The organism is uncultured Sphaerotilus sp. (genome assembly GCF_963924895.1).
Taxonomy (GTDB): domain Bacteria; phylum Pseudomonadota; class Gammaproteobacteria; order Burkholderiales; family Burkholderiaceae_C; genus Sphaerotilus.
In genome coordinates this window covers 62864-80540 of sequence record NZ_CAWURG010000003.1, presented here as the reverse complement: position 1 = coordinate 80540, position 17677 = coordinate 62864, and the positions used below count along the sequence as shown (strand labels likewise).

The following is a 17677-nucleotide window of genomic DNA, read 5'->3' as shown; positions in this document are numbered from 1 at the left end:
GCCAGCGCGACCCGCATAATCCCATCCTCCACGGTTACACCTCCGACAAACGCGCATGGCATCCCATCTCGATCTCGAAGAACAGGAACAGCTCGACCAGCTCAAGCATTTCTGGGCCAAGTTCGGCAACCTGCTCACCTGGGTGCTGCTGATCGTGCTGACGGCCTACGCCGGCTGGAACGGCTGGCAGTACTGGCAGCGCGACCAGGCCGCCAAGGCCGGTGGCATCTACGATGAGCTGGAACGCTCCGCCCAGGCTGGTGACGCCGACCGGGTCAGCAAGGTGTGGGCCGATCTGCAGGCACGCTACCCGGCGACCGCGTTTGCGGAGCAGGGTGGTCTGCTGGCCGCCAAGGCGCAGTTCGACAAGGGCCAGGCCGATGCCGCGCGCGGCACGCTGGAGTGGGTCGCTGCGAACGCCAAGGAAGACGAGTACCGGGCGATCGCCCGCCTGCGTCTGGCGGGCGTGCACCTCGAAGCCAAGCGCTACGACGAGGCCCTGAAGCTGGTCTCCAGCGACGTGCCCGAGGCCTGGGCCGGACTGGCCGCGGACCGCCGCGGCGACATCCTGCAGGCGCAGGCCAAGACCGCCGACGCGGTGGCCGCCTACCAGCAGGCCTGGAAGGCGCTCGGCAAGGATGTGGATTACCGCCGTCTGGTCGAGGCCAAGCTGGTCGCGCTGGGTGCCGCGCCGCAGGAAGAGGGCGCTGCCTCGGGAGCCGCAAAATGACCATCCTGAACGCGCGCGGTCACAGCGCTGTCCGGCGCTGTCTGGTGGTGGCGGTGGCCCTGCTGATGGCCGCCTGCTCCTCGGTCGAGCGGCCGAAGCCCACGCCCCTGGAGCCGCTGACGCCCCGGATCGCCGGCAAGCAGGTCTGGCGCCAGAGCCTGGGCCGGCCGCTGGTCGGGCAGTCGGTGGCCGTGCTCGGCGACCGTTTCATGCTGGCGGGCGAAGACGGGCAGCTGCTCAGTCTGGACATCGGTACCGGGGCCGTGCGCGGTCAGGTGCGGGTCGGTGCGGCGCTGTCGGCGGGTGTCGGCAGCGATGGCCGGCATGCAGCCGTCGTCACCAAGAACAACGAGCTGGTCGTCATCGACGGCGAGCGTGAAGTCTGGCGCACCCGCCTCAATTCGCGGGTGGTCACCGCACCGCTGGTGGCGGGCGAACGTGTGTTCATCCAGGCCGTTGACCGCAGCGTCATGGCCTTCGACGTGTTCGATGGCCGTCGCCTGTGGACCGTGGGCCGCTCGGGCGAGGCGCTGTCGCTGGCGCAGCCCGGCGTGCTGCTGGCCTACCGCAACACGCTGCTGGTGGGCATGGGCGCGCGCCTGCTGGCACTCGATCCGCTCACCGGCGCGCTGCGCGCGGACAGTACCTTCGCGTCGCCGCGGGGCACCAACGAGGTCGAACGGCTGGCGGACCTCGTCGGGCCGGCTGCGCGCGGCGGTGATGTCGTCTGCGCCCGGGCCTTCCAGGTGGCCGTGAGCTGCCTCAACGCCGAACGCAATGCCGTGCTCTGGAGCCGTCCGCAAGGTGGTTTCGAGGGGCTGGCGATCGACGGGGAATTCGTGTCCGGTGCGGACGCGACCGACCGCATCAGCGTCTGGCGCCGTGCCAGTGGCGATGTGGCCTGGACCTCGGACAAGCTGCGCTACCGCGGCCTGACCGCGCCGCTGTCCGTCGGCTCGACGCTGGTGTTCGGCGACAGCGAAGGCTGGGTCCACATCCTGTCGCAGGACCACGGCGAGCCCTTGCTGCGTCTGCCGACCGACGGCAGTGCCATCGTCGCGCCGCTGGTGCGCTCTGGCCTGACGATGCTGGCCGTGACCCGCTCCGGCAACGTGTTCGCGTTCCGACCGGAATGAGCCTGCGTTCTCCAAAATAATCATTCAACTGCTACAGATCGGAACCGACCCATGAAACCCGTGATTGCCCTCGTCGGACGTCCCAACGTCGGCAAGTCCACGCTGTTCAATCGACTCACTGGACGCCGCGATGCCATCGTGGCCGACTACGCGGGCCTGACCCGCGACCGCCACTATGGCGACGGCGCCCTGGCCGGGCATGAATTCATCGTCATCGACACCGGAGGATTCGAGCCTGATTGCACCTCCGGCATCTTCCAGGAGATGGCCAAGCAGACGCGGCAGGCCGTGGCCGAAGCGGATGCGGTGATCTTCGTGGTCGACGTGCGCGCGGGCCTGTCCGCCCAGGACCACGACATTGCCCGCTTCCTGCGCACCACCAGCAAGCGTGTGCTGCTGGCGGCGAACAAGGCCGAAGGCATGAAGGATGGCCCGCAGCTGGCCGAGTTCCACGAGCTGGGCATTGGCGAGCCGCTGGCCGTCTCGTCGGCCCACGGCCAGGGCATCCGCAGCCTGGTCGAGCTGGCGCTCGAAGGCCTGGTGCCCGAGGTCGAGGAAGACGACGACCTGCCCGAAGAGGCGCGTCCGACGCGACTGGCGGTGTGTGGCCGCCCCAATGTCGGCAAGTCGACGCTGATCAACACCTGGCTTGGCGAAGAGCGCCTCGTGGCCTTCGACCTGCCGGGAACCACCCGAGACGCGATCGAGGTGCCCTTCGAGCGCAATGGCCGCAAGTACAAGCTGATCGACACGGCCGGCCTGCGCCGCAAGGGCAAGGTGTTCGAGTCGATCGAGAAGTTCTCGGTGGTCAAGACGCTGCAGGCCATCGGGGACGCCAACGTCGTGCTGCTGCTGATCGATGCGACCGAAGGCGTGTCGGACCAGGATGCGCACATTGCCGGCTACATCCTCGACGCCGGCCGCGCCGTGGTCATCGCCATCAACAAGTGGGATGCCATCGACGAGTACCAGCGCCAGACGCTGCAGCGCTCGATCGAAACGCGGCTGGCCTTCCTGAAATTCGCGCCGATCCTGCACATCTCCGCCAAGCGCCGCCAGGGCCTGGGGCCGCTGTGGAGCGCCATCGACGAGTCCTGGGCCTCGGCCAAGCGCAAGCTGCCCACGCCGGTGCTGACGCGTCTGCTGCAGGAGGCGGTGGATTTCCAACAGCCCAAGCGGGCGGGAATATCCCGCCCCAAACTGCGTTATGCCCACCAAGGTGGACAGAACCCGCCGTTGATCGTGATCCATGGCAATGCCGTGGAACACATCACCGACGTGTACAAACGCTATCTGGAGAGCCGTTTCCGCGAGCATTTCAAGCTCGTTGGCACTCCGTTGCGTATCGAGTTGCGCGCCTCGCGCAATCCCTTCACGGAAAAGGATTCCTGATCCGTCGGATCGTGGTCCCGGGCGTGTGATAACGTGCGGGCCTTCTTAGACTCCATTTCCAACACGGAGAATATCGTGAGCAACAAAGGGCAACTGCTACAAGACCCCTTCCTCAACCTGCTGCGCAAGGAGCATGTTCCGGTGTCGATTTACCTCGTCAACGGCATCAAGCTGCAGGGCCACATCGAGTCTTTTGATCAGTATGTGGTTCTCCTTCGCAACACCGTCACCCAGATGGTCTACAAGCACGCGATCTCGACCGTCGTGCCGGGCCGACCGGTGAACTTCCACGCGGCAGAATCGCCGGAAGCCAGCTGACCGCCCGCAGCGGCCAGCCAGACGCGTCAACTCGAAGCACCTTGACTGCAACGGACTCTTCCCCTCTCCCACGCGCTGTTCTGGTCGGGGTCGATTTCGGCGCAAATGCGTCTTTCGATTCGACGCTGGATGAACTGGCCCTGCTGGCCCAGTCTGCAGGCGATGAGCCGGTCGCCCGGATCATCGCCCGCCGCCGTGCCCCTGATCCCGCACTGTTCGTGGGCTCGGGCAAGGCCGATGAAATCAAGCTCGTCGTGGCCGAGCACGGTGCCCAGTGCGTGATCTTCGATCAGGCGCTGGGTCCGGCTCAGCAACGCAATCTCGAACGCCACCTCGGCGTCGAGGTGCTGGATCGCATCGCACTCATCCTGGAAATCTTTGGCGCCCGCGCGCGCAGCCATGAAGGCAAGCTTCAGGTCGAACTCGCGCGGCTGCAATACCTCTCCACCCGCCTCGTGCGCCGCTGGTCCCATCTGGAACGCCAGCGTGGTGGCGTCGGTCTGCGCGGCGGTCCCGGGGAAACCCAGATCGAGCTGGACAAGCGCATGATCGCCGTGCGCATCAAGGCCGTGAAGGAACGACTCGACAAGGTCAAGCGCCAGCGCGGCACGCAGCGCAAGGCGCGCGAGCGCCAGGGCACCTTCCGCGTCTCGCTGGTGGGCTATACCAACGCCGGCAAGAGCACGCTCTTCAATGCGCTGGTCAAGGCGCAGACCTACGCCGCGGACCAGCTCTTCGCCACGCTCGACACGACGACGCGCCAGATGTACCTCGAGGACGCCCGGCGCAGCGTGTCGCTGTCGGACACCGTGGGCTTCATCCGCGATCTGCCGCACACGCTGGTCGATGCCTTCCAGGCCACGCTGCAGGAGGCTGCCGACGCGGACCTGCTGCTGCACGTGGTGGACGCGGCCAGTCCGGTCTGGCTCGACCAGATCCGTGAGGTCCAGCGGGTGCTGCACGAGATCGGTGCCGACGACGTGGCGCAGGTGCTGGTCTTCAACAAGATGGACGCCATGGAGTCGGGGCAACTGCCGCGTGTGCCGGGCGACCTCTATGAACTCGCGCCCGGGCTGGTGGTGCCGCGCTGGTTCGTCAGTGCCCGCACTGGCGAGGGCCTGGCGGCGTTGCGCCAGGTCATCGCCGAAGCGGCCCTGAACCAGGACCGCCTGGAGGCCCCGGGCCGCTCCGATCCCCGTTTCGACCCTGATCGCAGCGATGCCGATGTGATCGAGATCGAAGACACGACGCCTGAACGGGTCGAAACCCTGCCCACGCCGCCCACGGCGTGAAGCATGCTGTAATTCCGGACATGAACAAGACGAATCCGATGGACGCTTACACGCCTGTTCGGGCCCCATGGGGGGCTGTGGCCGGTTCTGCGCTGAAGCTGGTCGCCGGGGCCGCGCGAACCCTTGTTGGTCTGCTGAGTGGCACCCGCCACGGGCCTGCCGGCGCGGACGTGATGGCCAATTCCGGTCGCAACGACGGTCCGCCGGATCTGGACGAACTCTGGCGCGACTTCAACCAGAAGCTCGGCGGCCTGTTCGGTGGCAAGACACCGGCTGGCCGTGACGGCGGTGGTTCTCCGCCGTCCGGGCGTCCGGATCCGTCGTCCGATGGCCGTCTGTTCGGCATGGGTGGTGGGCTGCTGGTGGGAGTGGCGGCGCTGCTGTGGCTCGGTAGCGGCTTCTTCATCGTGCAGGAAGGCCAGCAGGCCGTGATCCTGACCTTCGGCAAGTTCAGCCGCACGGTGGACGCTGGCATCCAGTACCGCTGGCCGTCGCCGTTCCAGTCGCACGACACCGTCAACGTCACACAGACCCGTTCCACCGAAGTGGGGCGCAACTCGGTCGTGCAGGCCACGGGGCTGCGCGACTCGTCCATGCTCACGCAGGACGAGAACATCGTCGACATCCGCTTCACGGTGCAATGGCGCCTGAAGCAGGCCAAGGACTTCCTGTTCGAGAACCGCAATGTCGAAGAGGCCGTCCTGCAGGCGGCCGAATCGGCGGTGCGCGAGATCGTCGGGCGCGGCACGATGGATTCCGTCCTGTACGAGCAGCGCGACGCGATCGCCGTGGACCTGGTCAAGTCGATCCAGGCCCAGCTCGACCGCCTCAAGGCGGGCATCCTCGTCGTCAATGTCAATGTCCAGAGCGTGCAGGCCCCCGAGCAGGTGCAGGCCGCCTTCGACGACGCCTTCAAGGCTGGCGCCGACCGCGAGCGCCTGAAGAACGAAGGCCAGGCCTACGCCAACGACATCATCCCCAAGGCCCGCGGCACGGCTGCACGCCTGGCGGAAGAGGCCGATGGCTACCGCGCCCGTGTGGTCGCCCAGGCGGACGGCGACGGGGAACGCTTTCGCAGCGTGCTGGCCGAGTACCAGAAGGCGCCAGGCGTGACCCGCGACCGGATGTACATCGACACCATGTCGCAGCTCTATGCCAATGTCAGCAAGGTGATGGTCGACTCCCGCAGCGGCAGCAACCTGCTTTACCTGCCGCTGGACAAGCTGATGCAGCAGTCGGCCGCCGCGTCGGCCAGCGCTGCGTCGGCGGTGCCGCTGGTGTCGTCCGGCAACGACGGCGCTTCGGGCAGCAGCGTGGACGTGCGTTCACGCGACGGGCAACGCGGCCGCGACCGTGACGTGCGCTGAGCAGGGGAAAATCAAATGAATCGAATCGGATTACTCGCGGTCAGCGCCCTGATGGTGCTGCTCGTCTCCATGTCGATGCTGTTCGTGGTCGATCAGCGCAACTTCGCCGTCGTCTACTCGCTGGGCGAAATCAAGGAAGTCATCGCCGAGCCGGGGCTGAAGTTCAAGCTGCCGCCGCCTCTGCAGAACGTGATCTTCATCGACCGCCGCACGCAGACGCTGGACAGCCCCGAAACGCGCCCGGTCTTCACCGCCGAAAAGCAGAGCCTGGTGATCGACTGGCTGGTCAAGTGGCGCATCACCGAGCCGCGCCAGTTCATCCGCAACACCGGCGTCGACCTGCGCAACGCCGAGGCGCGCCTGTCGCCCATCGTGCAGGCCGCGCTGAACGAGGAGGTCACCAAGCGCACCGTGCGGGCGATGCTCTCCACGGAGCGCGACAAGGTGATGCAGGGTGTGATGCAGCGCCTCAGCGATGACGCCAAGAACTTCGGCATCGAGATCGTTGACGTCCGCATCAAGCGGGTCGACTTCGCGGCGACGATCACGGAGTCGGTGTATCGCCGCATGGAGTCGGAGCGCAAGCGCGTGGCCAACGAACTGCGCTCGGAAGGCGCGGCGGACGGCGAAAAGATCCGTGCCGATGCGGACCGACAGCGTGAGGTGATCCTCGCAGACGCCTACCGTGACGCCCAGAAGGTCAAGGGCGAAGGCGATGCCAAGGCGTCTGCCATCTACGCCGACGCGTTCGGCCGTGATCCCCAGTTCGCCAATTTCTACCGCAGCCTGGAAGCCTACCGTTCGAGTTTCCGCAGCAAGAGCGATGTGCTCGTGCTCGATCCGTCGAGCGAGTTCTTCCGCGTGATGCGCAACGGCGGCGTGGGTGGCAAGTAAGTGACCCTGGACACGCTGCTGTCGGCCCTGGCGCTGGTGCTCGTGATCGAAGGGCTGATGCCACTGCTCGGTCCGCGGCGGTGGCGCAGCGTCTTCGAGCAGGTGCTCGCACTCGGAGATGGACAGATCCGTTTCATCGGTCTGATCAGCGTCCTGACCGGACTTCTGTTGCTGCTGCTCTTCAGTTGAACGCCGTGTGACCGGTTTCGGCCGGTCCTCCTGCCTGTTGTCATCATGCCGACTTGGGGCAGGGCTGCGGACGCTTCTTGTGTCGTGATGGGCGGTGAAGCCGGTGTCGCCCGGTAGAATCGCCGTTTTGATTTCCTGCACCGTTATGTCTTCTGCTTGGCTGTTGCCCGAGCACATTGCCGATGTGTTGCCTCATGAGGCTCGGCGAATCGAGGAGCTGCGGCGCATCCTGCTGGATGCCGCCCGTGGCTATGGCTATGAACTCGTCATGCCGCCGCTGCTGGAGCATCTGGAGTCGCTGCTGAGCGGCACCGGCCGTGCGCTGGACCTGCGTACCTTCAAGCTGGTCGACCAGCTCAGCGGTCGCACGCTGGGTGTGCGCGCCGACACCACGCCCCAGGTGGCGCGCATCGACGCCCATCTGCTGAACCGCGCCGGTCTGACCCGCCTGTGCTACTGCGGCCCGGTGCTGCACACGCTGCCGGCCGGCCCGGACAGCACGCGTGAGCCGCTCCAGTTCGGCGCCGAGATCTACGGGCACGGCGGCCTTGAAGCCGACCTGGAAGTGCATGAACTGGCGCTCGAGTGCCTGGGCCGTGCCCGCGTCGAGTCGCTGGTCATGGACCTGGCCGATGCCCGCTTCGTGCAGGGTGCGCTGGAGGGCGTGACGCTGTCTCCTGTTCAGGGTGATGCGCTGCGGGCAGCGCTGGCAGCCAAGGACCAGGCCGAACTGCAGGCGCTGACCGCCGATCTGCCCGCGATGAACCGCGATGCACTGCGTCTGCTGCCGTCCCTGTTCGGTGGCGACGAGGTGCTGGAACTGGCCCGGGCCCGGTTGCCGAACAACGCACTGGTCACCGCGGCGCTGGACGACGTGCAGTGGCTCGCCACGCATCTGCGGCGTGACTATCCGTCGCTGCGCCTGGGTTTCGATCTGGCCGATCTGTCGGGCTACGCTTATTACAGCGGGACCCGGTTCGCGATCTACAGTGCCGGTGGCACCGATGCACTGGTGCGCGGCGGTCGCTATGACAATGTCGGGGCCGTCTTCGGGCGCCGGCGTGCGGCGGTGGGCTTCAGTCTCGATCTGAAGTCCGTCGTGGAGCATGTCCGTTTCGACGGACGCCGCGCCGCCATCCGCGCCCCCTGGAGCGAAGACACGGCGCTTCGTGCGGCCGTGCGCCGCCTGCGCGAGACGGGCGAGGCGGTGGTTTGTGTGTTGCCCGGGCATGAGCACGAGGCAGACGAGTTCGAGTGCGACCGGGAACTGGTCGCCGTCAACGGGCAGTGGGTGGTCTGTGCGCGCTGAGCGCCGCCGCCGCTGACCGGACCTTTCCTTTCGATCGGATACTTGAGATGGATACACGCAGTGCTGCGTCTGCAGAAGTTCGTGGGCGCAATGTCGTCGTTGTCGGTACGCAATGGGGTGATGAGGGCAAGGGCAAGGTCGTCGACTGGCTGACCGACCACGCCGCCGGTGTGGTGCGCTTCCAGGGCGGCCACAACGCGGGCCACACGCTGGTGATCAATGGCGTGAAGACCGCGCTGCAACTGATCCCCTCGGGCATCATGCGCGCCGGCGTGGCCTGCTACATCGGCAACGGTGTCGTGGTCGATCCGGTCCACCTGCTGCTGGAAATCGGGCGCCTCGAAGCGGCTGGTCTGGATGTGCGCTCGCGCCTGTTCATCAGCGAGTCCTGCCCGCTGATCCTGCCCTTCCACGTCGAGGTGGACAAGGCGCGCGAAGCGCTGCGCGAAACCAGCGGCGCCGGCAAGATCGGCACCACCGGCAAGGGCATCGGCCCCGCCTACGAGGACAAGGTCGCCCGCCGCGCGCTGCGCGTCCAGGACCTGAAGCACCCCGAGCGCTTCGCGAAGAAGCTGCGCGAGTTGCTGGCCCTGCACAACTTCGCCCTCGAAGGCTATCTGAACAGCAAGGCGCTGGAGTTCCAGCCGATCTTCGACCAGGCCATGGAAATGGCCGAGCAGCTCAAGCCGATGATGGCGGACGTCGGTGTGCGCATTGATGCGGCCAACCGTGCGGGTGGCAGCATCCTGTTCGAGGGTGCACAGGGCACGCTGCTCGACATCGACCACGGCACCTATCCGTTCGTCACGTCGAGCAACTGCGTGGCGGGCAATGCGGCAGCCGGCTCCGGTGTCGGACCGCATCTGCTGCACTACATGCTGGGCATCACCAAGGCCTACACCACGCGGGTCGGCTCCGGTCCGTTCCCCACCGAGCTGCCGATGGACGAGCCGGGCTCCGTGGGCCACCACCTGTCCACGATCGGCCAGGAGCGTGGCACCGTCACCGGGCGGGCGCGTCGTTGCGGCTGGCTGGATGGCGCGGCACTCAAGCGCGCGATGCTGATCAACGGCATCACTGGCCTGTGCCTGACCAAGCTGGACGTGCTGGACGGGCTGACCGAAATCCGCATGTGTGTCGGCTACGAGCTGCATGGCGAGCGCGTGGACATCCTCCCGCTGGATGCCGACGAGATCGTCAACTGCAAGCCGATCTACGAAGTGTTCCCGGGCTGGACGGAAACGACCTTCGGCGTGACGACGTGGGAAGGGTTGCCGCTCAATGCGCAGCGGTATCTGGAGCGTGTGCAGGAATTCATCGCGACACCGATCGCGATGGTGTCGACCGGCCCCGACCGCGACCACACCATCCTGCTGCGCCACCCCTACAAGGACTGAATGTCCGCCCCGTTCAAGCAAGGAGTCAGCATGCTCACCGATGACGGCAAACACCTGTATGTGTCCTGGGATGAATACCACCTGCTGATCGAGAAACTCGCGATCAAGGTGCACCAGTCCGGCTGGGAGTTCGACCAGATTCTTTGCCTGGCGCGCGGCGGGCTTCGTCCCGGCGATGTGATGTCGCGGGTGTTCGACAAGCCGCTGGCCATCATGGCGACCAGTTCCTACCGCGCCGAGAGTGGCACGATCCAGGGTCGGCTGGACATGGCGAAGTACATCACCATGCCCAAGGGCGAACTCGCCGGCCGCGTGCTGCTGGTGGATGACCTTGCAGATTCCGGCGTCACGCTGCAGGCGGTGGTGGACCGTTTGCGTGGCATGCCTGCAATCCGCGAACTGCGCTCGGGCGTGCTGTGGGTGAAGGGTGTGTCCTGCTATACGCCGGACTATTTCGTCGAGGCGCTGCCCACGAGTCCGTGGATCCACCAGCCATTCGAGGAATATGACGCGATGCGTCCGGAAGCGCTGACCCGCAAACTGTCGGTCTGAAACGTCTGCGGCTGATCAGCCGCTTTTCAGCCAGCCCAATCAAAAATGCCCGCTGACCTCGATGAGGTGAGCGGGCATTTTTTGTTTGTGAATCTGATCGCATGCGTCAGCCAATAAAAAAGCCAGCTCGAAAGCTGGCTTTTCATGTTGGTGCCCAGGAGAGGACTCGAACCTCCACGGAGTTACCCGCTAGTACCTGAAACTAGTGCGTCTACCAATTCCGCCATCTGGGCTTCGTCGCGGTAAGGAATTTTTGTTCCCAACTGCGAAGAACGCTAGTGTAGCATCAGATAAAAACCGAACGCAAGGATTTTTCGTTGAACAACAACAGCAATTTGTCGAATGAAGTCGTGGGCACGGTGCAAGGGCACCGTGATGGTCATGGCTTCGTGGTGGTCGACGGCGGTGATGTCGACATTTATCTGGCTCCACAGGAAATGCGCGCGGTCCTGCACCACGACCGGGTTCGTGTGCGGGTCATGCGCCTCGACCGCAAGGGGCGGCCCGAGGGTCGGGTGCTAGAAATCCTGGAGCGTCGCAAGGCGCCGATCATCGGCCGCCTGCTGCTCGAGAACGGTGTCTGGATCGTGGCGCCGGAAGACAAGCGCTACGGCCAGGACATCCTGATTCCGAAGAACGCCACCGCCAGCGCCGAAGCCGGGCAGGTGGTGGCGGTCGAGCTGACCGAGCCACCGTCGCTGCACTCCCAGCCGGTGGGCCGGATCACCGAAGTGTTAGGTGACATCGACGATCCCGGCATGGAGATCGAGATCGCGGTGCGCAAGTACGAGGTGCCGCACCAGTTCTCTCCCGCGACGCTCGCGCAGACCGGCAAGCTGCCCGACAAGGTCCGTGCGGTCGACATGAAACACCGGGTCGACCTGACGGACGTGCCGCTGGTGACCATCGACGGCGAGGATGCACGCGACTTTGACGACGCGGTCTACTGCGAGCCGGCCAAGGTCGGGCGCAAGAAGGGCTGGCGCCTGCTGGTGGCGATCGCCGACGTGAGCCACTACGTCAAGCCGGGCGATCCGCTGGATGACGATGCCTACGAGCGCGCGACCTCGGTCTACTTCCCGCGGCGTGTCATTCCGATGCTGCCGGAAAAGTTGTCCAACGGCCTGTGTTCGCTCAATCCGAACCAGAATCGGCTCTCGATGGTTTGCGACATGCTCGTGGACGCCGAAGGCGAGGTGTCGGCCTACCAGTTCTACCCGGCGGTGATCTGCTCGCATGCGCGGCTGACCTATACCGAAGTGGCGGCTGTGCTGTCGAACACCCGCGGCGCCGAGGCCCAGCGCCAGGTCCACCTCGTGCCGCACCTGCTGCATCTGCACGAGGTCTATCGTCTCCTGCTGAAGCAGCGGGCGACCCGCGGCGCGATCGACTTCGAGACCACCGAAACGCAGATCGTCTGCGACGAAAACGGGCGCATCGACAAGATCATCCCGCGGGTACGCACCGAAGCGCACCGCCTGATCGAGGAGGCGATGCTCGCCGCCAATGTCTGCGCAGCCGACTTCATCCAGGCCGGCAAGCATCCCTCGCTGTACCGGGTGCACGAAGGCCCGACCCCGGAGAAGCGCCTGGCGCTGCAGAACTACCTGCGCAGCCTCGGCCTGAACCTCACGGTCAGCGACGATCCGACGCCCGGGGAGTTGCAGGCGCTTGCGCAGCTGACCCGGGACCGCCCGGACGCCACGCAGATCCACTCCATGCTGCTGCGCTCCATGCAGCAGGCGATCTACACACCCTTCAACAACGGCCACTTCGGCCTGTCCTACAGCGCGTACACCCACTTCACCAGCCCGATCCGCCGTTATCCGGACCTGCTGGTGCACCGTGTCATCAAGGGGTTGCTGGCCGGCAAGAAATACGGCCTCGTGGTGCGGGCGGCCGTTCCTGGTGCGGCGGTGCCGACACGTCGCCGGCAACCGGCCAAGGTCGAGGGGCCAGCGCCCCGCATGGAGGGCATCGCACCCCGTGACCTCGAGGTCTGGGAGGTTGCCGGGGCCCATTGCAGTGCGAACGAACGCCGAGCGGACGAGGCCTCGCGGGATGTCGAGGCGTGGCTGAAGTGCAAGTTCATGCGCGACCGCCTGGGCGAGGAGTATGGCGGCACGATCAGCTCGGTCACCAGCTTCGGTCTGTTCGTGCAGCTCGACGAGCTGTACGTCGAGGGCCTGGTCCACATCACCGAACTGGGCGGCGAGTATTTCCGCTACGACGACGTGCGCCACGAACTGCGCGGCGAGCGAACCGGGGTGCGCTATGCGGTCGGTGGTCGCATCCGGGTGCAGGTCAGCCGGGTCGATCTCGACGGACGCCGCATCGATTTCCGGATGGTGCGCGATCCGCTGACGCCCGCTGCGGTCCCGAAGCCGGCCCGCGAGCGGCACGCCACGGCGCAGGATGAGCTGGCCTCGATCCAGGAAGCGGACCGTGCCGTGCGCCGCTCCTCGCGCAAGACGGCGGCACGCAAGTCCGGCCCACATGACGGCAAGACTGCAGGCAATAACGCAGGCAAGAGCGCCGGCAAGAGCGCCGGCAAGGTCGCAGGAAAAGCGGCGGGCAAGGCGGCGGGGAAATCGTCCGGCAAGCCAGCGGCACGCCCGGCGTCGCTGCCGGTCGATCTGCCGATGGAAGCGGTCGCCCCGGCGCCAGTCATCGAAGGCCGGCGTCGGCGCAACAAGCGCTGAGGCACCTGGTCAGTGCCCGGACGGAATCAGCCGGCTGGCGACCAGGACGTCGCCAGCCGGGCTGAGCTGTTCGGCGCGCAGGCCATGCTGGTACACCGCATGGCGGGCGGCCAGCTCCGCCTCTGACCAGACCAGCGACGCATTCTTGCCGGAGCGTCCGCCCGTCAGCTGGCTCCACATCCCGGCGATCCAGCCGGCCAGCACGTCGCCACTGCCCGGCGTGGCGAGCGCGGCATTCCCGCTGGTGTTGATCCACGGGATGCTGTCCGGCGAGGCGATCAGGCTCCCGGAGCCCTTGAGCACCACGACGGCCCCCGTGCGCGCGGCCAGCGTCCGGGCTGCGACCAGGCGGTCTGACTGGACTTCGGCCGCGCTGCAACCCAGCAGGCGCGCCGCTTCCAGCGGGTGCGGCGTCAGCACGGTTGGCAGACCGTTGTCGCGGCGCTCGCGCAGGGCCTCGCCCAGTTGGGTGTCACCGGCCAGCGCGTTCAGCGCATCGGCATCCAGCACCAGCCTGGCCGCATGGCGCAGCGTGTCGGGCAGGTACGCCTGGATCGCCTGTCCGCCGCCACAACCGGCCACCACCGTGGCGTTCTGCAGGCGAGCGGCGTCCGGTGCGTCGGCCAGCATCAGCTCCGGGTGCAGTGGATCGAGCCGCTGGGCGTCGGGGTCGAGCAGGTGGGCGTAGACGCGGCCGGCGCCGACACACAGCGCGGTGCGCGCTGCCAGCAAGGGGGCGCCGGTCATCGACCGTCCGCCGCCCAGCACCCAGACATCGCCAAAGCTGCCCTTGTGCTGGGCGTGGTGCCGTGCCGGCCAGACGGAGTCGGCCCAGACCGGGCTGTGCAGCCAGGCGGCCGGTGGGGGAATGCCAGCCTGGGTCAGCGAGGCACCCAGGTCGTCCCACCAGATCTCGCCGGCGTAGTCGCGTCCGCGGGCGGTGAACAGGCCGGGCGCCAGGGTCAGCAGGGCCAGCGTCCAGCGGGCCTGGACACAGGGCGCGCCCACCTCCAGCGCGCCCGTGTCGCCGGGCAGTCCGGAGGGCAGGTCCACCGCCAGCACGGGCGCAGCATGCCCGCGCAGCAGGCGGATCGCCTCGGCCAGTTCGCCGCTCGCGGGTCGTGTCAGGCCGCGGCCCAGCAGGGCGTCGATGACCAGTTCGGAGCGGGACCACTCGGCGGTGTCCAGTCCGTCCACGATGCGGACGCCCGCGGCCTGCGCCTGCTGGCGTGACGCGGCGGCATCCGGCGGCCACGCGGTGTCCCGGCCGAAGGCGTGCACGACGACTTGTCGACCGGCCCGGTGCAGATGCAGGGCGGCCTCGTAGCCGTCACCGCCGTTGTTGCCGTTGCCGGCCAGCACATCGATGCGGCGGGCGTTGGGTGTGAGTGCCATGGCCAGCCGCGCGACGGCCTGTCCGGCGCGCTGCATCAGCGTGTGGGGCGGCAGGTCCTGTGCGGACAAGGCGTCGATCGCGCGGGAGGCCGCGCTGTCGTGGGTGGGCCAGGGGCCGGCGGCCGTCCGGATCAGTGTCGAGAGCTGGACGGGCGGTGTGCGGTTCATGGGCTGGGTACCGGTTGCATATCAGCCCACGCTTCGGGCGTGAGCACGGCGACACCCAATGGCCGCGCACGCCGTGCGAGCCGGCGCAGCGCGTGGTCCCGCGTGACGAGCCACGGCGTGCGCCGGGCAACGGCCAGGTCGATGAAACACTGGTCGTCCGGATCCGTGCAGCGCAGGCGCTCCCCATGCGGCAGCGGGCCGGGTGGGGGCACGGACCGCGACCAGGCCTGCACGGCGGCCATCGCCGGGACGTGGCGGGCGGACCAGCGCACCAGCGTCGGCAGGTACAGCAGGCGCCCGAGCACATCGACCAGCTCGTCCTGCATCGCCGGGCTGACGATCCAGCGCACCCGGCCTTCGGTGACGGCCTGGCCAATGGCGAGACCGCTGGCGTGTTCGAACACCAGCCAGTCGAGGACCACGTTCGTGTCGAGAATGATGTCCGGGGTCATCGGATGCGTCCGGGTTGCAAGGCGGTTTCGATGTCCAGCGCGGCGCCGAGCAGTGCGTCGTCGCGTCCGCCGGTGGTCCAGAGCATCAGGCCGACCGGCGCGTCGCCGTGCGGGTGGCAGGGCAGGCTGATGGCGCAGCCGTCCAGCTGGTTGACGATCGACGGATTGCGCAGCAGCAGGGCGTTGACCCGGAAGAAGGTCTCGTCGTCGGCGATCAGCGGCGCCAGCAGGGGGGCGATCACCGGCACGGTCGGGCTCAGGACGCAGTCGACGACACCGAGTTCCGCGGCCATGCGCTCGATCCAGCGCGCGCGCAGTCGGTGCAGTTCCGCGATGGCCGCCGGCGTGATGGACGCACCACGCCGGATGCGCGCCGCGACCCGCGGATCGTAGCGATCGCCGTCGCGGGCGAGCAGCTCGCGGTGCCAGGCCCAGCTCTCGGCGGCAGGCAGTCCACCGTCCTGCAGCAGGGCGGGCAGGTCGTCCAGCGCGGGCAGGGCGAGTCGGGTGATCCGTGCGCCGGCGCGGCCCAGGTCGGTCAGGCTGCGCTCGAAGGCGCGCTGGACGTCCGCGTCCATGCCGTCGAGCAGCAGCGGCTCGACCACGCCGAACTGCCAGTCCACCAGCGGCCGGCGGGTGGGTGTGCAGCGCCGGGCCGACAGCACCGCGTGCACCGCGATGGCGTCGTCCACGCTCCGGGTGATGGCGCAGGTGGTGTCCAGGCTGGGCGACAGCGGGATGCCTCCGTCCTTGGGCGTGCGGGACTGGGTATTCTTGAAGCCGACCAGGCCCTGCAGGGCGGCCGGAATGCGGATGGAGCCGCCGGTGTCGCTGCCCAGTGCGGCCCAGGCGGCGCCAGTGGCCACCGACACGGCGCCGCCCGAGGTGGAGCCGCCGGGAATGCGTGGTTCCAGTCCCAGTGCGGCCGTCACGGGATTGACGGGCGTGCCCTGGTGGGGATTGATGCCGACACCGGAGAAAGCGAACTCCGTCATCTGCGTGCGGCCGATCAGGGCCGCGCCAGCAGCGCGCAGGCGCGCCACGGCGAGGGCGTCCGTGGCGGCGGCAGGGCGGTCCGCCAGCACGATGGAGCCAGCCGTGGTGGTCTGTCCGGCCACGTCGAAGAGGTCCTTGATGCTGACGACGCGCCCGTCCAGTGGACCGATCACTGCGCCACGCTGGCGGCGCTGGTCGGATGCGTCGGCAGCGGCGCGTGCGCCGTGGCGGTCGATGTGCACGAAGGCGGGGGCGGCCTCGCCGAGCGCGATCTCCAGCGAGATTTCGATGGCTTCGCGGGCGGCATGGGCCGGGGAGATGGGTGCGGCAGGTGGCCGAACTGGATCGATGGGATTCAAGGCTGCTACAATCTCGGGGTTTTTCCGATGCCGCTTCCACAGCGGCGAGCTGTCCGGCGCATGGTGTGCTCGACAGACCCGGTGCACGGGACGGAAGAATCAATCCCGAATCCGACTGGCTGAAGGTGTTGCGCCGAGTGCGGTGTTGACTGCGCACTGCGTGCAATTCGAGTCGGATTCTAGATCCAACCTTTGGAATTTCTGGAGTTAGTCATGTCCTTCACGATGCGTGAAATGCTGGAAGCCGGCGTCCACTTTGGTCACCAGACCCGTTTCTGGAACCCCAAGATGGCCCAGTACATCTTCGGCCACCGCAACAAGATCCACATCATCAACCTGGAAAAGACGGTTCCGCTGTTCCAGGAAGCCACCAAGTTCGCCCGTTCGCTGGCTGCCAAGCGTGGCACCGTGCTGTTCGTCGGCACCAAGCGCCAGGCCCGTGACATCGTCGCCGAAGAAGCGCAGCGCGCCGGCATGCCCTACGTCGACCAGCGCTGGCTCGGCGGCATGCTGACCAACTTCAAGACGGTCAAGGGTTCGCTGAAGAAGCTCAAGGACATGCAGGCCCAGGTGGAAGCCGGCCTCGAGTCGATGAGCAAGAAGGAAGGCCTGCTGTTCCAGCGCGAGCTGGCCAAGCTGGAAAAGGACATCGGCGGCATCCAGGACATGGCTGTGCTGCCGGACGCGATGTTCGTCATCGACGTCGGTTTCCACAAGATCGCGATCGCTGAAGCCCAGAAGCTCGGCATCCCCATCATCGGCGTGGTGGACACCAACCACAACCCGGTCGGCATCGACTACGTCATCCCCGGCAACGACGACTCGGCCAAGGCCGTGGCGCTGTATGCCCGCGTGATGGCCGACGCCGTCCTCGAAGGCAAGGCCCAGTCGATGAACGAAGTGGTCGAAGCCGTCGCTGCGCCGAGTTCGGACGAATACGTCGAAGAGAACGGCGCTGCCTGAACCCCTTCGGTTCGGCGTGCAAGGGGCTGATTCAGCCCCTTTTTTTCAAGATTTCGAGATTTGAGG

16 protein-coding genes and 1 tRNA gene are annotated in these 17677 nt (G+C 67.1%); 13 read left to right on the top strand and 4 right to left on the bottom strand.

The window, feature by feature from the left end; genetic code table 11:
- Positions 1-55 precede the first annotated feature (55 nt).
- From AABN02_RS01135 to AABN02_RS01085, 11 genes are all read left to right on the top strand, one after another.
- Positions 56-730, top strand: a complete 675-nt coding sequence (locus AABN02_RS01135; RefSeq protein WP_338413082.1) for a tetratricopeptide repeat protein — start codon at positions 56-58, stop codon at positions 728-730.
- Positions 727-1866: a PQQ-binding-like beta-propeller repeat protein gene (locus tag AABN02_RS01130; protein WP_338413081.1), complete on the top strand. Its 1140-nt coding sequence runs from the start codon at positions 727-729 to the stop codon at positions 1864-1866. The genes AABN02_RS01135 and AABN02_RS01130 overlap by 4 nt, the downstream gene beginning before the upstream one ends.
- A gap of 51 nt (positions 1867-1917) precedes the next feature.
- Positions 1918-3258 carry a ribosome biogenesis GTPase Der gene (gene der, locus AABN02_RS01125; protein WP_338413080.1) on the top strand — a complete coding sequence of 447 codons (1341 nt, stop codon included), beginning with the start codon at positions 1918-1920 and terminating at the stop codon, positions 3256-3258.
- A gap of 75 nt (positions 3259-3333) precedes the next feature.
- Positions 3334-3576, top strand: coding sequence for an RNA chaperone Hfq (gene hfq, locus AABN02_RS01120; RefSeq protein WP_179635053.1), 243 nt, complete (start codon positions 3334-3336; stop codon positions 3574-3576).
- A 41-nt stretch (positions 3577-3617) separates the two neighbouring features.
- Positions 3618-4868: a GTPase HflX gene (hflX, locus tag AABN02_RS01115; RefSeq protein WP_338413079.1), complete on the top strand. Its 1251-nt coding sequence runs from the start codon at positions 3618-3620 to the stop codon at positions 4866-4868.
- Positions 4869-4888: 20 nt separating this feature from the next.
- Positions 4889-6235 carry an FtsH protease activity modulator HflK gene (gene hflK / locus AABN02_RS01110; RefSeq protein WP_338413078.1) on the top strand — a complete coding sequence of 449 codons (1347 nt, stop codon included), beginning with the start codon at positions 4889-4891 and terminating at the stop codon, positions 6233-6235.
- Between the two features lie 15 nt (positions 6236-6250).
- On the top strand, positions 6251-7129 hold the full coding sequence (gene hflC, locus AABN02_RS01105; RefSeq protein WP_338413077.1) for a protease modulator HflC: 879 nt from the start codon (positions 6251-6253) through the stop codon (positions 7127-7129).
- A complete protein-coding gene (locus tag AABN02_RS01100; protein ID WP_338413076.1) occupies positions 7130-7318 on the top strand; it encodes a DUF2065 domain-containing protein in 189 nt (62 codons plus the stop codon). It begins immediately after the preceding gene.
- Between the two features lie 145 nt (positions 7319-7463).
- A complete protein-coding gene (locus tag AABN02_RS01095) occupies positions 7464-8627 on the top strand; it encodes an ATP phosphoribosyltransferase regulatory subunit (protein ID WP_338413075.1) in 1164 nt (387 codons plus the stop codon).
- A gap of 47 nt (positions 8628-8674) precedes the next feature.
- Entirely contained in the window at positions 8675-10024 is a 1350-nt protein-coding gene (locus AABN02_RS01090) for an adenylosuccinate synthase (RefSeq protein WP_338413074.1), read from the top strand.
- 30 nt (positions 10025-10054) lie between these two features.
- Entirely contained in the window at positions 10055-10576 is a 522-nt protein-coding gene (locus tag AABN02_RS01085) for a phosphoribosyltransferase family protein (RefSeq protein WP_338413073.1), read from the top strand.
- A 148-nt stretch (positions 10577-10724) separates the two neighbouring features.
- Here AABN02_RS01085 and AABN02_RS01080 read toward each other — a convergent pair.
- Positions 10725-10809: transfer RNA gene (locus AABN02_RS01080), tRNA-Leu, on the bottom strand.
- An 84-nt stretch (positions 10810-10893) separates the two neighbouring features.
- On the opposite strand from AABN02_RS01080, the gene rnr reads away from it, so the two are divergent.
- Entirely contained in the window at positions 10894-13278 is a 2385-nt protein-coding gene (rnr, locus tag AABN02_RS01075) for a ribonuclease R (RefSeq protein WP_338413072.1), read from the top strand.
- Between the two features lie 9 nt (positions 13279-13287).
- Here rnr and AABN02_RS01070 read toward each other — a convergent pair whose 3' ends face one another.
- The 3 genes from AABN02_RS01070 to AABN02_RS01060 are packed head-to-tail and all read right to left on the bottom strand — an operon-like array spanning position 13288 to position 16648.
- Positions 13288-14841, bottom strand: coding sequence for an NAD(P)H-hydrate dehydratase (locus tag AABN02_RS01070; protein ID WP_338413071.1), 1554 nt, complete (start codon positions 14839-14841; stop codon positions 13288-13290).
- Positions 14838-15293, bottom strand: coding sequence for a PIN domain-containing protein (locus tag AABN02_RS01065; RefSeq protein WP_338413070.1), 456 nt, complete (start codon positions 15291-15293; stop codon positions 14838-14840). The genes AABN02_RS01070 and AABN02_RS01065 overlap by 4 nt, the downstream gene beginning before the upstream one ends.
- Positions 15290-16648 (bottom strand): amidase, encoded by a 1359-nt coding sequence (locus AABN02_RS01060; protein ID WP_338413069.1) that lies wholly within the window; start codon positions 16646-16648, stop codon positions 15290-15292. The genes AABN02_RS01065 and AABN02_RS01060 overlap by 4 nt, the downstream gene beginning before the upstream one ends.
- A gap of 213 nt (positions 16649-16861) precedes the next feature.
- Here AABN02_RS01060 and rpsB point away from each other — a divergent pair, with 213 nt between their 5' ends.
- A complete protein-coding gene (gene rpsB, locus AABN02_RS01055; RefSeq protein ID WP_338413068.1) occupies positions 16862-17611 on the top strand; it encodes a 30S ribosomal protein S2 in 750 nt (249 codons plus the stop codon).
- The last annotated feature ends 66 nt before the right edge of the window (positions 17612-17677 follow it).

Bases quoted from the DNA above. Each gene is read 5' to 3' on its own strand.
- AABN02_RS01135 (WP_338413082.1), top strand. From the start codon at position 56: ATGGCATCCCATCTCGATCTCGAAGAACAGGAACAGCTCGACCAGCTC.
- AABN02_RS01130 (WP_338413081.1), top strand. From the start codon at position 727: ATGACCATCCTGAACGCGCGCGGTCACAGCGCTGTCCGGCGCTGTCTG.
- der (WP_338413080.1), top strand. From the start codon at position 1,918: ATGAAACCCGTGATTGCCCTCGTCGGACGTCCCAACGTCGGCAAGTCC.
- hflK (WP_338413078.1), top strand. From the start codon at position 4,889: ATGAACAAGACGAATCCGATGGACGCTTACACGCCTGTTCGGGCCCCA.
- hflC (WP_338413077.1), top strand. From the start codon at position 6,251: ATGAATCGAATCGGATTACTCGCGGTCAGCGCCCTGATGGTGCTGCTC.
- AABN02_RS01095 (WP_338413075.1), top strand. From the start codon at position 7,464: ATGTCTTCTGCTTGGCTGTTGCCCGAGCACATTGCCGATGTGTTGCCT.
- AABN02_RS01090 (WP_338413074.1), top strand. From the start codon at position 8,675: ATGGATACACGCAGTGCTGCGTCTGCAGAAGTTCGTGGGCGCAATGTC.
- AABN02_RS01085 (WP_338413073.1), top strand. From the start codon at position 10,055: ATGCTCACCGATGACGGCAAACACCTGTATGTGTCCTGGGATGAATAC.
- AABN02_RS01070 (WP_338413071.1), bottom strand. From the start codon at position 14,841: ATGAACCGCACACCGCCCGTCCAGCTCTCGACACTGATCCGGACGGCC.
- AABN02_RS01065 (WP_338413070.1), bottom strand. From the start codon at position 15,293: ATGACCCCGGACATCATTCTCGACACGAACGTGGTCCTCGACTGGCTG.
- rpsB (WP_338413068.1), top strand. From the start codon at position 16,862: ATGTCCTTCACGATGCGTGAAATGCTGGAAGCCGGCGTCCACTTTGGT.